General features: G+C 62.2%; 14 protein-coding genes. 6 read left to right on the forward strand and 8 right to left on the reverse strand.

The genetic code is table 11. The features are described 5' to 3' along the window. Nucleotide 1: 1 nt before the first annotated feature. From HGK27_RS30485 to HGK27_RS30495, 3 genes are all read right to left on the reverse strand, one after another. Nucleotides 2-409 carry a hypothetical protein gene (locus HGK27_RS30485; RefSeq protein WP_206245705.1) on the reverse strand — a complete coding sequence of 136 codons (408 nt, stop codon included), beginning with the start codon at nt 407-409 and terminating at the stop codon, nt 2-4. An 8-nt stretch (nt 410-417) separates the two neighbouring features. Then, nucleotides 418-1326 carry an ArdC family protein gene (locus tag HGK27_RS30490; RefSeq protein ID WP_206245706.1) on the reverse strand — a complete coding sequence of 303 codons (909 nt, stop codon included), beginning with the start codon at nt 1324-1326 and terminating at the stop codon, nt 418-420. A 136-nt stretch (nt 1327-1462) separates the two neighbouring features. Then, a complete protein-coding gene (locus HGK27_RS30495; RefSeq protein WP_206245707.1) occupies nt 1463-3646 on the reverse strand; it encodes a ParB/RepB/Spo0J family partition protein in 2184 nt (727 codons plus the stop codon). 260 nt (nt 3647-3906) lie between these two features. On the opposite strand from HGK27_RS30495, the gene HGK27_RS30500 reads away from it, so the two are divergent. The 3 genes from HGK27_RS30500 to HGK27_RS30510 all read left to right on the forward strand — a co-directional run bounded on the left by HGK27_RS30500 (nt 3907) and on the right by HGK27_RS30510 (nt 6108). Further along, nucleotides 3907-4725, forward strand: a complete 819-nt coding sequence (locus tag HGK27_RS30500; protein WP_206245708.1) for a type IV toxin-antitoxin system AbiEi family antitoxin domain-containing protein — start codon at nt 3907-3909, stop codon at nt 4723-4725. Beyond that, the gene (locus tag HGK27_RS30505) at nt 4712-5632 is read left to right on the forward strand and encodes a nucleotidyl transferase AbiEii/AbiGii toxin family protein (protein WP_206245709.1); all 921 of its coding nucleotides are present in this window, start codon (nt 4712-4714) and stop codon (nt 5630-5632) included. Before HGK27_RS30500 ends, HGK27_RS30505 begins: the two co-directional genes overlap by 14 nt. Before the next feature lie 149 nt (nt 5633-5781). Next, nucleotides 5782-6108 carry a hypothetical protein gene (locus HGK27_RS30510; protein WP_206245710.1) on the forward strand — a complete coding sequence of 109 codons (327 nt, stop codon included), beginning with the start codon at nt 5782-5784 and terminating at the stop codon, nt 6106-6108. Between the two features lie 113 nt (nt 6109-6221). On the opposite strand, the gene HGK27_RS30515 is transcribed toward HGK27_RS30510, so the two are convergent. The 5 genes from HGK27_RS30515 to HGK27_RS30535 all read right to left on the reverse strand — a co-directional run bounded on the left by HGK27_RS30515 (nt 6222) and on the right by HGK27_RS30535 (nt 12997). Then, on the reverse strand, nt 6222-6767 hold the full coding sequence (locus tag HGK27_RS30515; RefSeq protein WP_206245711.1) for a MucR family transcriptional regulator: 546 nt from the start codon (nt 6765-6767) through the stop codon (nt 6222-6224). Nucleotides 6768-6995: 228 nt separating this feature from the next. Further along, on the reverse strand, nt 6996-7637 hold the full coding sequence (locus HGK27_RS30520) for a hypothetical protein (RefSeq protein WP_206245712.1): 642 nt from the start codon (nt 7635-7637) through the stop codon (nt 6996-6998). Between the two features lie 129 nt (nt 7638-7766). Continuing rightward, complete coding sequence (locus HGK27_RS30525; protein ID WP_206245713.1) at nt 7767-8162, reverse strand: DNA-binding protein; 396 nt, start codon at nt 8160-8162, stop codon at nt 7767-7769. A 147-nt stretch (nt 8163-8309) separates the two neighbouring features. Then, the gene (locus tag HGK27_RS30530) at nt 8310-8762 is read right to left on the reverse strand and encodes a hypothetical protein (RefSeq protein ID WP_206245714.1); all 453 of its coding nucleotides are present in this window, start codon (nt 8760-8762) and stop codon (nt 8310-8312) included. Further along, entirely contained in the window at nt 8759-12997 is a 4239-nt protein-coding gene (locus tag HGK27_RS30535) for a strawberry notch-like NTP hydrolase domain-containing protein (protein ID WP_241127945.1), read from the reverse strand. Before HGK27_RS30535 ends, HGK27_RS30530 begins: the two co-directional genes overlap by 4 nt. Before the next feature lie 664 nt (nt 12998-13661). Between HGK27_RS30535 and HGK27_RS30540 the strand changes: the two genes are divergently transcribed. The 3 genes from HGK27_RS30540 (at nt 13662) to HGK27_RS30550 (ending at nt 15620) form a co-directional block, all read left to right on the forward strand. After that, on the forward strand, nt 13662-14783 hold the full coding sequence (locus HGK27_RS30540) for a replication initiation protein (RefSeq protein WP_206245830.1): 1122 nt from the start codon (nt 13662-13664) through the stop codon (nt 14781-14783). A 36-nt stretch (nt 14784-14819) separates the two neighbouring features. Then, the gene (locus HGK27_RS30545; protein WP_206245715.1) at nt 14820-15185 is read left to right on the forward strand and encodes a hypothetical protein; all 366 of its coding nucleotides are present in this window, start codon (nt 14820-14822) and stop codon (nt 15183-15185) included. Nucleotides 15186-15272: 87 nt separating this feature from the next. After that, complete coding sequence (locus HGK27_RS30550; protein WP_206245716.1) at nt 15273-15620, forward strand: hypothetical protein; 348 nt, start codon at nt 15273-15275, stop codon at nt 15618-15620. The last annotated feature ends 914 nt before the right edge of the window (nt 15621-16534 follow it).

Here is a 16534-nt window from a genome sequence, read left to right on the forward strand (position 1 = left end):
ATCAGGCCGCCAGCGCGGTCTTGAGGTGGTAGGGGCGGCAACCGATCTCGCGCAGCATCGCGACGAAGCGCGGCTTGGCCAGATCGAACCAGGCCAGGGCCTCGGCCGGGAAGGAGCCCCAATCGGCGCGCGAACGGTGAGCAGCATTGATGCGCCGATCGAGCCAGACTGCCGCCGCGCCATGCCCGACGGTGAGGCCCAGATCGGCGTAGGCGCCGCGCAGCACGACCCGATCGATGCAGCCGCGCCAGCTTGAAGCAACATCGAGCTGGTGCAGATGATGCTGCCCGGCATGCCGAATATCGGCGATCAGCCGCTGATAGGCCTGTGCCCATTGGCGGGGCGGCAGTTTGGCAAAGGTCTTGATCCCGACCAGGGCGCCGGGCGGATAGGGTTCAAAGTGAGCCACGGGCCACCTCACGCTGCGATGGGAAGGGTGTGGCCAGCACTGCCGGCCTGCGCGTGGATCCAGTCGGCAGCCGCTTGCGCCTGCGCCGCCGCCGTGAAGATCGCGCGCGGATCGTGCTTGAGCAGGGTCAGCCAGCTCGCCAGATAAGCCGCATGGTCGGGCCTGGGCACAGAGGCGAGGCCAAGGTCGGCCATCAGCATCGCCGATCCCAGGTCCGCCACCAGCTCTTCGCGCGAGCGGATCGCCCGATCCCTGTGATAGTCGCGCAGCGTGTCGCGCGCGAGACGCGAGGCATGGCCACTGGCATGGACCATCTCATGGGCCAGCGTGCTGATGAGGTCGGCATCGCTGTCAAAGGCGCTGCGCTGCGGCATGAAGACCACGTCGCGCGCGGGATCGTAATGCGCATCATAGCGGCCATATTCTGCGGGCACGCCAAGGCTTTCGAGGAAGCTCTGCGCCGCTGCGATATCCGGCGTGATCGGCGCGACAGCTTTCACCTCCGTTTCATCAACACCATCCACCTGGTCCTGATTGAAGACCCAGAAGGAGGTGGCGAAGAAATGGCGCCGCTGATCCCCTGCCCCGTCGCCGCCCTGGCCATCATCGGCGCCGGGCTTCTCGATCTTTTTCCAGAAGATGACCTGGGTGCCGCCTTCACCCTTGCGGACCTGGGCCCCGTGCTGCTTCCATTGCTGATAGGTCGCCCATGTGCCCGAGGCGAACTGGTGGTGTTCTGCCGTGGCCCAGAGAACCACCCGGTTGATGCCGGAGTAGCGGCGACCTGCAGCGCTGGTGGGCCGCATGACGGGCGCGCCGTTATGATGCCAGGGCATGCGCCATTTGCCTGGACCAGCTTCGATCGCGGCGATGATCTGGGCCGTGACGGTGGCGTAGATGTCGTGACGCTTGGACATGACAGGAAATCCTTTCAGGCGGGCAGCTCGCCCGCGTTGCGCCCGCCCCCTCCCCGCAGGGGGAAGGAGCGGCGCTGATCTGGATGGAAAATGAGCCCCGCCCTGGGGCTGGGCTCATGCCGGCGTTGCGCCGATCTCAGGCCACTTCGGCCATCGAACCGCCCGCTTGCGCGCAGGCCGCCTCGGCGGGCTCAACCGCGTCCGGCTCGTCTTCGCCCGCACCATCGCCTTGGCTGTCATGCTCCCGGCCATCGTGGTGCTGGTCATCATCATGCTCGCCATCGTGGGCGTGACCATCATGATCATCGTCACCAGAGGCATCGCCGTCCTGACGCTGATGATGATCATCGCCGCCATCATCATCGCCGGCGCCGGCCTGAGCGACCGGCTCCGTGAAGGTGAAGAACGGCGGCAGCCAGGCGAGCGCACGCTCCTTGATCGCCGGTTCGACGATTGCCTCCCCGCTGCACAATTTGGCCGCAGCGCTCGACAGCTCGCTCTTCTTCGAGGTGGCATAGCGCCCGGGCATGGTCGGATCGATCGTGCCCAGGATCGAGAGAATGCTCGACTTCTTGAGGCGATCGAAGAAGCGCTCCGCGCCCGGTCGCCAATGCTGCGCGGGATCGATGCCGATCAAGGCGCCCAGCTGGGTCTGGAAGGGGTTCTTGAAACCACCGTCCATCAGACTGGCGCGCAGGCTCTGGCTGACGGCAAAGCCGAGCCAACTCGCCTTCATGTCATCGTCGAGCGCCCGGAAGGCGAGGAAGGAGGCAAACTCATCATGCTCGCGCGCCCAGACCGTCTCCAGCCCCTCCTTGATTCCGGCAAGCTCCCCTGCCGCGTCCCCCTGGGGAATGTCCTTGAGGCCCGCAGGGTCATAGCGATCGGTGATGCGGATCGAGCAGCCCGACCCGTCATAGCCCAGATGGCCGGCATGGCTGCGGCAGAGGGTGAAGATCGCGAGGTCGAGCGCGAGCGCCGGGTTCAGCGCAACATGGAGCGCGAGGATATCTCGGCGATCCTTGGCCAACTGCTCGATCAAGGCCCGGGGATAGGGCTCATTGGCCGGATCCTCGTTGGCTTTGTCGGAGGAACCACTGGCGGCGCCGCCCTTCGCCCCTGCACCCGCCGCGCGCGGCTTGACGCTGGTGTAATAGTGGGGCGAGAGCATCGGCGCGCCATCCTCATCGAGGATCATGAAGGCGCCGATATGGGGCCGGTCCTCATCGGGGATAATTTCCGCGCCGCGCGCGAGGCCTTCACGCTCCCGCGTCAGGCCCTCCATCTCCTCCTCGATCCGATCGTACTCGCTGTGATCCCCGGACTCTTCGCCCGCTTCAATCGCCTCCTCGCTCGCCACTTCGAGCTCGGCCAGCTTCTCGTCGATCTCGGCGATCCGTGCCACAGCCTCCGCCGAGGGATCTTCATAACGGGGATAGTAGTGGTGCAGACCTTCACTCGCCTGCCACCCGACCTGCGTTGCAAGCAGCGGCTTGACCCAGCCCAGCTTGGTCCCGAGCACCGCGATCTCGGCCTCATGGGTCAGTTTGTTCATCGCCATCTCGCGCAGGAGGTCACCATCGACCCAGCACCCCTCGCCGGCGCTGGCAAAGAGATCGCGCTCGATCCGGCCGCCGCCGCCGACGTAATCGGCTTCGCCCACCAGCAGCGCGATCGGGTTGTCGCCCTCGATGCTGGCAGCCGCGATCGCCCGGCGAATGGCGTCGGGATTTTTCGCCTGCCAGGTTCCGCTGACGCTTTCCCAGACCGCGAGCTGGCGGGTGTGATCGCTGGTCGAACCATAGGCCGCCGCGACATCGAGTGTGATCTCGTCGTCGGAGAGCGCGGCGAAAATCGGGGGCGCAAGATCGGCAAGGCGCAGGCGCCCGTTCACATGGCGCACCGTCACGCTGAAGCGCCGCGCGACATCTTCAACGCTCGCGCCATCGGCGACGATATCGCGGTAGGCGGTGCATTCCTCGGCCGGGCTCATGTTTTCGCGGATGAGGTTCTCGATGAGGCTGATCTCGCGCATGGCCGCGCCCTCGTCGCCATAGATCTTGACCTCGACGGCATGGTCCTTGGGCAGCGTTCCCGCTTCGATCAGCTGGCCGATGGCACGCCAGCGCAGACCGCCGGCATGGACGGCATATTTCGTCTTGCGGGGTGTCGCGGGGCTGACGATCAACGGATGGATCAGCCCGTGCTCGGCAATGGATGCCGCGATCGCGGCAATGTGGCGCTCGGGGATGCGCTTGCGCACATTGATGTCGGAGAGGATCAGCTTGCCGTAGGGGATCGTGGTGGTGACATTGGTCATGACTGGATACTCGCGTTTTGCAAGCGAGGTCCGTTTCAAAGGCTCTTTTCGCCCAGGGGACCTCACCCCCCTCCTCCCCCCTCTCCTTTCCTGCGCGCGGGGCTCGCCCCGCGCTGACGGCGCGGCACGCCTCGTCCGCCCGCCACCGGCCGCGCCGGCTTCGCCGGGTTTGAAAGTGTTTTAAAAAGCTAAGTCCAGCTTTAGAATGGATCAGTTTTGCAAACTTGATGTTGGTTTAAATTTCTGCGATAATCCGCAGCATGTCTTATCATTCGCGAGGAAAGTTAAACCAGCTCCAGCAGCTGCCCGACGGGGCTCTGGTCGATGCTGCATGGCTTGAGGGCCATGGCTACTCCTCCTCCCTGCGCCACCAATATGTGAAGGCAGGATGGCTCCATCAGCCCGCCGCGCGGGTCTACCGCAGGGGCAATGGGCCGCTGACCTGGCAGCATGCGATCATATCGCTGCAGAATTTCCTGGATCTGGACCTCACGATCGGCGGCCGCACCGCGCTGGAGGAGCTGGGCTACGGGCACTATCTGGGCCGCACACGCAAGGTGCATCTATATGGTCCGTCCAAGCCGCCCAGCTGGCTCGCCGCCCTTCCCCTCGATGTGAGCTTCCAGTGGCACAACAGCCTGCGCCTCTTTCCCGCCGATCCCGAAAGCGCGGCACCGCCACAGCCGGCAGGCGAGCCGGCATCCATGCTGCCCGGCGGCTTCATGGCGACAGCGGGCAAGCTTCAATGGGGCATGCGGCTTTCCAGCGCAGAGCGCGCACTGTTCCAGCTGCTCGACGAACTGCCGGGCCAGGAATCCTTCCATCAAGTCGACAAGCTGGTGGAGGGTCTGGCCAATCTCAGCCCGCGCAAGCTGCAAGTCCAGCTCGCGACATGCCGCAGCGTCAAGGTGAAGCGTCTCTTCTTCTTTTTTGCCGATCGGCACCGCCATAGCTGGCTGGAGCGGATCGACCGCGACCAGGTCGACCTTGGCCAGGGCAAGCGCGTCCTCGTCAAGGGCGGTAAGCTTGATCCCACCTATCTCATCACCGTGCCCGGAGACCTTGATGGCCTTTCTTGACGACTACCACCAGCAGGTCGCGTTGCTGGTGCGCGTCTTGCCTTTCGTTGCAGCGGACAAGGACTTCGCGCTGAAGGGTGGCACGGCCATCAATCTGTTCGTGCGCAATCTGCCGCGCCTCTCTGTCGATATCGACCTCACGTTTCTGCCTGTGGCCGATCGACCCACATCCCTTGCCGCGATCGACGCGGGCATGGCGCGGCTCGCCGATGCGATCACCCGGGGCATCCCAGGGTCGCATGTCGCACGGACCCGCAAGCCACCTGACAACATCATCACCAAGCTGGTCGTGCGCGCGGGCGAAACCCAAATCAAGATCGAGGTGACCCCGGTTTTGCGCGGCGTCGTCTATGCGCCCCAGGAAACCGACGTGGCTCCTGCCGTCGAAGACGCCTATGGCTTTGCCAGCATCCAGCTGGTATCCTTCGCCGACCTTTATGCGGGCAAGATTGTCGCCGCACTCGATCGCCAGCACCCTCGCGACCTGTTCGACGTGCGCGACCTGCTGGCGAATGAGGGCATCACCGAGGAGTTGCGCGAGGCGTTCATCGCTTATCTCGTGAGTCATGACCGCCCCATCGCGGAGGTGCTCGCCCCCACGCTCAAGCCACTTGAGGAAGAATTCGCCCACGGCTTTGAGGGCATGACCCGGGAGGCGGTGCCGCTGGAAGATCTGGTCGCGGCGCGTGACGCCATCATCAGCGAGATGATCGGCGGCATGCCCGAACACCACCGGCATTTCCTCATGGGCTTCAAGCGCGGCACGCCGGACTGGTCCCTGCTCACCGTACCCACGGTGCGCGACCTCCCGGCGGTGCGCTGGAAGCAGATCAACCTCGACAAATTATCAGCGGAGAAGCGGGAGGCAGCAGCGGGCAAGCTTGAGCGCGTGTTGTTCCCCGGCTGAAGGTCTCGACGTCACTCTCGGCCCGGGCGAGTTTGGGGCCGGGTCGGGCTCGGATCGATTTGAATTTTCATGCGGGCGATTTACTACCGGGCGGCAGGGCCATCGAAGGCTTGGCCCGCCGTCGAGCGCCTCTCCCGGAGCGAAATTGCATGGCCGAGCTGAATCTCGAATATATCGCGCAGCTGCATGGCAGCATCGTCCAGACCATCTGCGAGGTGTCTGCCGATCGCCAAGGCGAAACACCGCCGGGCGAGCCCAAGACCCTCTACATCGGCTCCGCCGAGGTTTGCCAGACGCTCACCATGCTTCTGGCAGAATTTCTTGAAAGCACACCCGGGCTGGAGACCCCCGGCGACATCAGGCGCCTGACCGAAACCATCGCCAGCAAGCTGAGGGCCGGGATCCTGGACATCCGGCGGCGGCGAGCAGAAACGGGCGGCGAGCCATTGCCGACCGTCATCATCAACAGCAACTGACGAAGAAAGTCGCAGGATCACCTGGCACTCCTGCGTCAGCGTGCTGTCCTCGTGACCTGTCGCTTTCGGCAACCCCATCGACCGGTGAACTGTCACCGGTCGGGGCGGAACCATTACGCTTCGGCGGCCGCGGGCTCTGGAGCAACCGCCTTGGCAGGACGACCGCGACGCTTCGCCGGAGCCTCGCCTTCGACCTCCGTCGTCGCCTTCTTCCGTTTCGTAGCCGGAGCTGGCGCCTTCACGTCGACGGGCGCGGCGCCTGCATCGGTCTTCGCTTTGCGCCCCAGACCGATCTTGAGCGCCAGTTCCTTGCGCTTGGCGGCATATTGCGGGGCCACCATCGGATAGTCCGACGCCAGGTTCCAACGCTTGCGATACTCCGCAGGCGTAAGGCCATGGTCGGTTGCCAGGTGCCGCTTGAGCATTTTCATCTTCGCGCCGCATTCAAGGCAGACCAGCACCTCGGGCTTCACAGAGGCACGCACGCTCACGGCAGGCTCACGCTTCTCATCACTCTCTTCAGGCTCCTGTCCAAGCGCGCTGAGCGAGGCATGAACCGACCGGATGAGAACCGGAAGCTCGTCTGCGGTCACAGTGTTGTTGCTGACATGAGCGCATACAATGTCGGAAGCCAAGGTCAGAAGAGTTTCATCAATCATAATTTTCTCAAACTCACGAGAATGCGGGGTGGAAATTCGATTTCACTTATGTTCGACGCGGCAAGGCATATCTGAATCGTCTTTGAAAACCAGTCAATTCTAATGACACGCGACACGGTCAGGCATGACACCGCGAAAGTCTCCGGAAGCGGAGGATTGATATTGCGAGCCGAAAACACCTTGGACGTTCCAAACCAACGCGTCGGCGTCTTTCGGCCTATCTCTCGATCATTCAGCTGAACCCGAAGTCGCACGCTTCGGAATTTTAAGAGGTCCTAGCGTGCTAAACTTCACCTCGCCTGCTTTGCCAACCCGCGTGTAGAATCGAAACCGCTCATTAACGAGCAGCGCACATTTTTTGACAGTTTCTTCCAAAACGGAATTCACCATTCTGGTTTTGTCCGCCTTGAACATCAGATGGTAGAAGGACGTCCAGAACACCGCCGCGTCATCGAACCCTATTTCGTTCATGGGCGCGAGCACCGAATGACACTTGCTGCGTTCGAGCAGAAGTCTGGGAAAATCACCTCGGCCTGCGAGGCAAGAGGACAAAAAGAGCCGCCTCCCATCCATATGAGGCGCGAGGATGTCGGCAAGCTCTTCGTTGGAGACGTAGCGCGTGGTCAAAGCCACACCGACATTCTGGCCGTCGTCATCACGGACCCCATGACAGGAGAGATGAAAATAGCGATGCTTGGAGTTGCCGAATTCCTGAGCGATCGCTTTGAGTTCGTTCAAGGTCCGGATGCAGACATAGGCACTGGGCTTGCCCGAAAGGTTCATCGTGCGGCTTATGATCTCGCCTTCCCGATGGCTTTGCTCTTCAAGGAAGCCAAGACTCTCCACGATGCAAACGGTCGGTTTCTTCATAAGATCTCGATTTCGGACCGCGATGCCCACGATGCACGGACATAGTGAGGCTCGTGAGGGGTTAGTGTTCTCGCCGATTGGCGTGGCTCCGATCAGGACCGTCCGTTCATTTCGCCACCCTCACGGCTCTCAAAGAGCAGATTCCTTGAGAAATTCCTGAGCAATCTCGAACGAGGCGAAGGTCGCAAGGATCTCTTCCTTCCCGTGTGGCCGGGCCGGCCCCCGCACGAGAACGACCTTCCCATCGCGCAGCATGGGGATCGGTCGCCGACGTAGGTCGACCCAGGCCGCTTGCTTCTCGGCTGCAAGCGCACAGGCAGCGTCATAATTCTCCGCGATGCCCAAGACTGAGCTGCGATCGGTGGCGCCGCCATTCAGGCAACGAACCTGAATGCGCCCATCGGGCAGCGTGAGCCCGAAAGGTTTATCCCACCATGCATCGAGCTCCGCCTTGGGGCGGCGGGCGTTGGAGGTCTCATCGAAGCCCGCGCGAAGGTCAGGGTCTAAAGGAATTCGATCCGTCATCTTCCCTCGAACCTTTCTGGCTTTCGATGGAGCCGTTCCATCCGGCAATAGGGGTATGCCTCGGTGGACCGTTGGTCAACCGGCGCATTCTCGTGAAAGGAACGGGCGATGCCATCGCCAGCAGCCCTCGCGCGCGAACGGGCCTGCCTAAAGTGCATTAAGCGGTTCCCCCGCCCCCTTGGCCTCCCCGGCTCTCTCGACAAGATAGAGAGGCGGCGGATCGGACCAGACATAGCCGAATTTTTCCATCTGCAATGCCATGGACCGCCGGTAGCGCTCGGGCCAGTCGAGGTGACGTTGCACCCGGCGACTGATTTTGACGACCTCGGCCGCGAGCAAACGCCGGCGGGCGACAAGCACCGGATCGATCCAGTTGGCGCGGTCCTCCTCCAAACGCTTCACCGCGGCGGCGGCGCGCTCATAGGCGGCTCCGATCTCGCCCGCATAGCCGACCAACCGGGCATCATCATGCTCGATGGGCGGATAGCCAGCGCCGGGACACTGTGGCCCACCAACATGGTGGTGAACCACAGTGCCGTTTTTCCGAAGATGCTTTTTGCGCCCGCAGATCTGGCAACGAAAGGAGCCACGACGGCTCATGCCGCGAGCGCCTTTACGACGTCATTGGCCGTGCCGACCGGCACGAAGAGCCGACATTGAAACTGGATGATCTCGGTAAAGCACCCTTTCGCCTTATAGGTCGGCAAGGACCGGGCATCGAAGCCGATGATTTCGAGCCGGGCCTCACCGTTGACGCGGCTCCGCCGGAGGGAGAGGCCGCGGGCTTCATCCAGTTGGACCAGTTTACCGGCCATCGCTGCGTCGACCAGCTCAACGGCTGTCATCCGGATGGCACCATCCAGCCCAAGTTTCTTGAGCAGCCGGTTGATCGCCTCGGCCGGCACGATGCGACCGAGCATCGATTGCCCCTCGGTGGTGACGACCCGTCGAACCTGAGCTTCATCGCCCAGCATATTCCAGATCGGCAGGAGGCGACCGGTCGCCAGGAAGAAGCGCTCCGTGACAGGACGGCTTTCTAGTTCGGCGCATTCAGCGTCCCAAAGGGGCAGAAAAGCGGCAAGATCCAGGTCATCCCAGTGGGACTCTTCCAGCTCGCTCGCGGTGATCATCTGCCGCCCGCTCGGGCGCTGCAGGCTATAGCAGCGCAACGCGATGCCCTCATCGGTGATCCGGCCCCGGTCCGGAAGAAGCAGAGCGACCTTCCCCGATCTCCCGTTGCGCAGGAAGCGTGCTGCGGCGCCGACCTTCACCGCGCGCTCCTGGATCTCGTCGCTCGTGAGGCATTTCACGGCCCATTGGGCTTCGAGGGTCAGCAATTCTGTGATCGCATCATCTTCGCGCGTCAGGAGCGCGCGCCTGTCAGTCACGGTGAGCCGGTCCGCAACCACGGTCTCGACCCCAGCATCGAAGGTGCCCGCCTTCTTCGCGGCATCGATCCGGGTTTCCACAAGCCCCAGAAACTCATCGAAGATGGCATTCTGAAGGGCGATAGGCAGAGCAAGTATCCGGTTAAGCCAGCGCTGGATTGGCGGAAGTTTCTCGATTAGCTCTCCCTCCTGCTCCAGCTGCAGGCCAGTGCGATCACAGAAATCCGTGAACGATGTGGAGGTCAGCTTGCCCGTATGGAGAAGCCGATACCATTGCGTCAGCGCCTCGCGCGCATAATCGCTTTCGAGATTGTCCGCTGGGTCGAACAGGTTCTGACCGCCGGTTTGGCGTTGGCCGCGCGTCAGCGCGCCGAGCGCATCAAGCCGCCGCGCGATCGTCGAAATGAAGCGGCGCTCGCCGCGGCAATCGGTTGTGACGGGACGAAAGATCGGCGAGGACGCCTGATGCGTGCGGTTGGTCCGGCCCAGTCCTTGGATCGCCTTGTCAGCGCGCCAGCCCGGTTCCAGCAGGAAATGGACCCGCCGCTCCTGGTTCGCAGCGGCAAGGCTGGCATGGTATGAGCGCCCCGTACCCCCGGCATCCGAAAACACGAGCACCCGTTTCTTGCCGGCCATGAAGAGCTTTGCGTCGGCAACACCGGCCGATGCCGCCCGGGATTGCAGCTTTTGCGATCCGTCGGACAGGTTGATCAGCCTTTTCGTGCGTCCCGTGACCTCGGCGACCGCATCGACCCCGAACCGGGTGATGATCGCGTCGAGCGCCGGAGCGATCGGAGGCAGGGCCGCGAGGAGCTCGATGGTTTCGTCGCGAATGCGCAAGGCCTCCGCGCTATGGACCGGATTGCCCTCCTCATCGAAAAGCGGGCGGGAATACTCCTTCCCTTCCGCGTCAAAGACGCTCTCCATCGCGCGCGTGGGAAAAGCATTCTGGAGATAGGAAAGGCAAAGCTCCTTGGGTGACAGGTCGATCGAGAGCTCGGCCCGGTCTTGCGGATCCAGATCGGCAAGCCGGCGATCGAGCAAGGCTTCGCTTGTCGACACGAGCTGGATGACAGCGCTCATCCCCTCATCGAGCGCGCTCTGGATCGCTGGCAGAAGCGTGGGCAACTTCATGGCCAAAAGCAGCTGGCCGAAGAAGCGCTGAACGCTGCTCTGGAAGCGGCTGCGCGCGGCAGCAAGCGCTCGGCCGTTCAGCGTGGTGCCCGTCAGGCGATCGACTACCCCCGTGGTTGCGAGCGCCGTCTCCATGTGGCGATAGATGATGCTCCAGGCCTCTGACCAAGCATCGAAGTCAAGGATTTGCTCGGGCGTCAGGCTGTGTTCGAGGATGTCATATTCGACACCGGCATAGGAGAGCGACCGGGCCGTGTAGACCCCCATAGCCTTGAGCTCGCGTGCGACGAGCTCCATCGCTGCGATGCCGCCTTCCCGGATCCGTGCGGTGAAGGATTCGCGATCGACAAACTGGGTCCCCTCGCCCCAAAGCCCGAGCCGCACGGCATAGGCCAGATTGTTGATGTCGGTCGCTCCGGTCGCAGAAGCATAGACCACCCGCGCACGCGGGAGGCGATTTTGAAGTTCGACGCCGGCAACCCCTTGCTGTGATCCTTTGGTCGCGCCAAAGCGCCCTTCCCCTCCTGCGACCCCGCCCATCGCATGGGCTTCGTCAAAGAGGATGCATCCGTCGAAGTCCGGCCCGCACCACTCGATGAGTTGCTGCAAGCGCGTTTTGCCGCCTGAGGAACTGCGCAGCGTGGCATAGGAAAGAAAGAGGATCCCTGCCGGCAGGGCAATCTTTGCCTCCGGCTTGAATTTCGTCATCGCCTGAATGTCGATGGCAAGGCCACCCATGGCTTCCCAATCGCGGATGGCATCGACCTGGAGGGCGCTGGTTTCCGAAAGCCAGATGTGGCGGCGATGACCGCGAAGCCATTGGTCCATCAAGATGCCGGCAAGCTGTCGCCCCTTGCCTGCCCCGGTGCCATCGCCGAGGAAGAAGCCTTGGCGATAGACCTGTCCCTGGGCATCGGGCTTGAGCTCCAACCCTCTCTCGGGGACCGCGTAGCGTCCGGCCAGGTCACGCTCAGTTGCGTCGAGCGCATGCACGACCGTCTCAAGTTGAGCATCCGACAGGATCTGCTTTTGCAAGACTGCGCGGGGAAAGCGTGGAACGTAGGATGGCGCGGGCGGCAGTACCGAGGCCATGGCGGCCGATTCCACCAGAGCAGCGGGATGCCGCGCAGCACCGGGGAAGGCGATGCGCTGCGGTCGCCATGGGGAATAGACGGCGCCTCCGTCGGAAGTGATGAGATCGGCGCTTGCCGGTCCATAGGTGGCTTCGAGCCAGTCCTTCGCATCCTCGCAGTGTTCAGTTGCGCCTGCCTGAGCGCGGCGGCCCGGCGTGGGCGCGTTAGCTGCAAAGCCCTTGAAGAGAGATCCCTTTCCAGATACCCCCCGCATTGGGGCGGACTTTGCCGAAACGGGCTCAGGGCAAGGCGCGCGTCGGGGCATCGCGTCGATGAGCGCGACGGCATGTTCGAGCGAGGCGCAGGGCGTGGCGGACCCCGACGAACACCCGGGGATCTTGTCGATGACGAAAAGCCGAACGGCGACTTGGGTGCCATGGGCACGGAACACCTGTTCGATCCGCAGATGCGCCGTCACCCGGCAGTCTGGCATGGCGCGCCCGAACAACTCGCTCTGACGTCCCTGGCCGGAAAAGCCGTCAGGCATGATCGCAACGAGCCGCCCGCCCGGACGCAGGGAAGCGAGCGCGGCCACCAGATGACGGGCGGCGGCCAATCCATCTTCAAGTCCGGCAGCATTGCGGGCAAAGGGCGGGTTCATCAGGATGACCGAAGGCCGCAAACCCAGATGCTCAATGCGAGTGGCATCCTGCCTACTGACCCGGGCATTTGGAAAAAGGAGTTGCAGCAGGGCTGCCCGGTTGGCGTCCAACTCATTGAGAAGGAGGGCCCTGCCATGCCGTGCCCATAACGCGAGCATACCGGTGCCAGCACTCGGCTCCAGAACGATGTCATGCTGACCAATGTCGGCCATGCGAGCGGCGACCCAGGCAAGGGCTGGGGGCGTGGAAAAGTGCTGCATGGCCACCTGCTCTTCGCTGCGCACAGTCTGGGTAGGAAGCAAGGTGCTCAGCTCTTGCAGCATTTTGAGCGCATCTAAGGGTACGGCGGGGATGGCCATGGTTTGGAGATGGAGGACGATGGCAGCCTCGCCCGCGATGAAACTGTCGCGTTGGGTCCAGGCCCCGTCGGCGTTTGAGGCCGCGAAAGCGTGGGTCATCGCCTCATTGATCACAGGGCGGATCAAGCGTTGGCGGGATTCGAAAGGGGATTGGAGCGATTGGGCGGCTGTGAGCAGTTGGTGGTGCCAGATGTTTGCCGGGGGAGTGACATTACGCATCGTGGAGGAGCCTTTCACTGGGACCCGATTGGTCCGCTCCTCCCTCCCCCCTCTCCTTTTCGCCGCGCCCGCGAGGGCGCGTAGCGCCGAGGGGCATGCGTTCTTGCGTGGTTTCGGCTAATGCTGGTGATGCCTGGTCAGGACCGACGGTTGCGAGCGATCTAGAATCTGAAAAATTATAAAAACGCCCGCCGCGGATGCGGTGGGTGATTCAAGATTCTATTGATTCTAGATTCAGAGCCGAAAAAGCCTTTGGTTTCATCAGGCTATTTCGTGTTTCCTGTCCGCGTGGGGGAGGTTTCCTGTCCTGATGGGGGCATGAACCTGACCGATTGGGGGAGTTTGCCTGCCCTGCTGGGGGTATCCTGTCCTCTTGGGGGCTACTCTGAGAGTCCCGATTTTGCGCCGTTTTCTGATTGAAATTGGCGGCACTCTTCGCTTGGGAGCTGGAACTGCGCGACTCGGCGGGTTTCTTGATGTTTCTGCCGGCTTGCCGCTCGTCCCTATCCTGTCCGATTGGGGGCCTTCGCGCCGGTTATCCTGACCTGACTTGACGATGGAAGTCAGGTCAGGCAGCATTTGTGGGGCAAAGGCGAGAATCATGGCGGAACCCACCACACCCGATGTAGAAGAGATTGAGGAGGATGTCTCCTCTGCTCGGTCTATGCGTGTGGCTGCGACATTGGCAGGCAAAGGCGGGGAGGATTTCGCCAAGCCCGGCAAGTTGATCGAGGTCCGTTTCGTCAAGGGCCAGTCGCTGAGCCTGACAGCGTCGCGTCTTCTCGCTCTGATGATCCTCACTGCTGGCGGCGACGCCTGGCGCGACATTCCTCACAGGATGCGGAAGGCGGATATCCGTCGAGGCCACAAGGGCAACGAGCGCATTGTCGATATGCTCGAAGAGCTGCACCGAACCCTTTTCGCCGAGGACGACAAATCCTGGCGAGGGAAGCGTGCGACCAAGCGCTTCAGTCTGATCCAGGCTTCGTGGGAAGAGGTTGAGGATGATGACAAGGAGACAGGCTGGATCGAATGGCAATTCACGCCAGACGCCCGGCGCCTGATCCAAGAGTCGCAGACCTACGCGGTCATGAACCGCCAGGCAGTCCTTGGCTTTCGTTCGGCCTATTCGCTCAAACTTTATGAGGAAGGCGCACTGCGGCTCCATCGGCGGCAACCGGTTTGGAAGGTCGATATGGTTGGGCTGCGTGCAGCGCTCGGCATCGCGCCGGAGAAATACGCTGACTTCGCTCAATTGCGTCGCAAAGTCCTGTCCGTCGCCAAAAGCGAGATCGATCAACTCGCTCATTTCACAGTCGACTGGACCGAGCTGCGCCGCGGACGCGCTGTCAACGAAATCGAGTTTCGCTTCACGCCCAAGGCAGCGCCAGCCCAACTCGAACGGGTTGATGAGCTGGCGCGGCACTCGAAGGGGCGGACCGCGCGGCGAGAGAATACGGTCGAGACCGTAGTCGAGGACTCCCCTGCCCTTCCAGATAATGCTGTTGCCGCGATCGTGGCTAACCTCACCAACAACCTGGCTTCGCCGGATCGCGCCCCGCGCGCAAAGTTTGCTCGCTTCCCTTCCGGTTCTCTCAGATACGGGGCACAGGAATTTTACGACATTGCTCTCGCATCGGGCGGTGGTTGGGACGTCGATCTGATTGCCTCTGCCTATCGAGAGAAGATGAAGGAGCGTCTGAATGCTCTCTCTGGGCCTAAGCTGGAAATGTCCTGGAAGGGGCATTGTGAGTCTTTCTACTCTCGGCGTGGGCGACCATCCTAAAAACTGAAGGCCTTCAATTTTTAGGCAGAGGGCCATTTGGGCGATGCCGATCGACAGGCTGCATGCGACCTCCCCTCCCCTGTCCTGCCCGGCGAGACGAAAATCCAATCGAAGCCGGCTCTGCTCAAAATCTTGCTTGGCCGGATCTTGGTTTGCGCTCTCGCAACATCCAGCAGCGCATTTGACGCTGTGACCCATCATGACGCTCTTCTGTCGCTGTGGGATCAGGCGTTCATTGGGATGAACGCCATCATCGCCACCAGTTGTAGCAACGAAAAGGACGGTGGCCTGGAATGCTTCCCAGGCTTCAAACATGGCACATGTTGGGTAGGGTTCTGGGAGGCGGTCTTCGGACAGCGACGTCGTTCGCTGAAAATTGAAGGCCTTCAATTTTCCGGCTGACCGAGGGTCGAGACACCGTGATCGCCACTTCGGGCTGACCTCGACGGACATTTTCCGCTGGGGCGCCCGCTTCGGCGTCCGGAAAATTTGTCGGAGCTTGCGGCAAGGCTGCAGTATCTTTTCGAGGGGGAGCTTTTCCATAACGCAGTCGCTTCGGAAGAGGGTTCCGATCCAAACATCGTCGCTGACGCCGACTGTGACGAACTGGTGGTTCGTCAAAGATCCATCCAGGGGATCATGCTCGCGAACACGCCGAACGGGGCTGTTAGAATTTGGGTCACGGTCGCGGTCATCCGTGGAAAATTGAAGGCCTTCAATTTTCTGTGGGACCGCGTGGCCGGCGGCTATGGCGAGCCAAGTGTTGAGAGGCTTTCTATCCTGGTCGAGCAAGTGGCTCGGGCGATTCTCGTAATCCTCTGTGAAGATCGCGCCTAGTCTGATCGCAACGTTAGGAGGAGGTTCGCGGCATTCCCTTCAGCGTCCGTCCGATCGGGTGATCACGGATCCTTCGCTGTTGCAGTAGCGTCAGTCGAGGCGCGGCTGCCGACAAAGCTGGAGCAGAAAATCGCGAGGCGATGGGGGGCAGCTGATGCCCCATCGGGGCACTGAGGACGAGAGGTGCTTGAGGGGGCCGCGTGGTGCTCACTGCAAGTTGGTATGCGGACGGAAAATTGAAGGCCTTCAATTTTCCGTCCGATGCCCTCTCGGCGCCCCCAAGAGGACAGGATAGGAGTTCCGCTGTGATCCAATCGCGAAGCTATCTTTCCTTTTTTGGGAAGATGAGGGATATCGGTTGGCCACTGTTCAGGCAGTCCTGTTAAGCCCAAGCCGGGCCACTGTGTTCAAGCGAACGCGGCTAAACGCCGTGAGGTTGCGCAGACGGCAACGGTCATGAGTTGCGATCGTCTTTGGCTCGCCCGCAAATCCAGGAATTTTGATCCGGCGGTCTTCGTGCCAACCTGGCCCGTGATAGAGTGTGGGTTAGGGAGGCTTTCTGCGGCTCCCGATTCTTTGCTTAGAGCGTTCCCACCTCTGGCATGCGCTTTTCGCTCGGCACCCGCGCGAAGTTCTGATGCGGCTCGATCGTCAAGTAAGGCGCCGAAGGGGCGGGTTGTCGATCCGAACTCTGAGAAAGGGGTTTCCCGCAGGCGGTGTTGCGAGAAGCGGACAGGGTGTCTGGCCGACCGCGAGCCCGCTTTCGGTTTGATCATTCCCAGCCACTTTCACCCCGGGGTCGTGTAGGTCGGTGGAATCTGCCCCAAGAGTGCGCATCCCTCTATCAAAACCCATGCCTCGCGCCCCGACCTCAAGGGGAGGTGTGAGCGCGCGGAATGGAGAGGAGGGGCGGG

It is taken from the genome of Novosphingobium terrae (genome assembly GCF_017163935.1).
GTDB lineage: Bacteria > Pseudomonadota > Alphaproteobacteria > Sphingomonadales > Sphingomonadaceae > Novosphingobium > Novosphingobium terrae.

Excerpts from the sequence above, each read along its gene's own strand:
- HGK27_RS30530 (WP_206245714.1), bottom strand. The coding sequence starts at position 8,762 with ATGAGCCGTCGTGGCTCCTTTCGTTGCCAGATCTGCGGGCGCAAAAAG.
- HGK27_RS30525 (WP_206245713.1), bottom strand. The coding sequence starts at position 8,162 with ATGACGGATCGAATTCCTTTAGACCCTGACCTTCGCGCGGGCTTCGAT.
- HGK27_RS30495 (WP_206245707.1), bottom strand. The coding sequence starts at position 3,646 with ATGACCAATGTCACCACCACGATCCCCTACGGCAAGCTGATCCTCTCC.
- HGK27_RS30500 (WP_206245708.1), top strand. The coding sequence starts at position 3,907 with ATGTCTTATCATTCGCGAGGAAAGTTAAACCAGCTCCAGCAGCTGCCC.
- HGK27_RS30515 (WP_206245711.1), bottom strand. The coding sequence starts at position 6,767 with ATGATTGATGAAACTCTTCTGACCTTGGCTTCCGACATTGTATGCGCT.
- HGK27_RS30540 (WP_206245830.1), top strand. The coding sequence starts at position 13,662 with ATGCGTGTGGCTGCGACATTGGCAGGCAAAGGCGGGGAGGATTTCGCC.
- HGK27_RS30520 (WP_206245712.1), bottom strand. The coding sequence starts at position 7,637 with ATGAAGAAACCGACCGTTTGCATCGTGGAGAGTCTTGGCTTCCTTGAA.
- HGK27_RS30510 (WP_206245710.1), top strand. The coding sequence starts at position 5,782 with ATGGCCGAGCTGAATCTCGAATATATCGCGCAGCTGCATGGCAGCATC.
- HGK27_RS30505 (WP_206245709.1), top strand. The coding sequence starts at position 4,712 with ATGGCCTTTCTTGACGACTACCACCAGCAGGTCGCGTTGCTGGTGCGC.
- HGK27_RS30490 (WP_206245706.1), bottom strand. The coding sequence starts at position 1,326 with ATGTCCAAGCGTCACGACATCTACGCCACCGTCACGGCCCAGATCATC.
- HGK27_RS30535 (WP_241127945.1), bottom strand. The coding sequence starts at position 12,997 with ATGCGTAATGTCACTCCCCCGGCAAACATCTGGCACCACCAACTGCTC.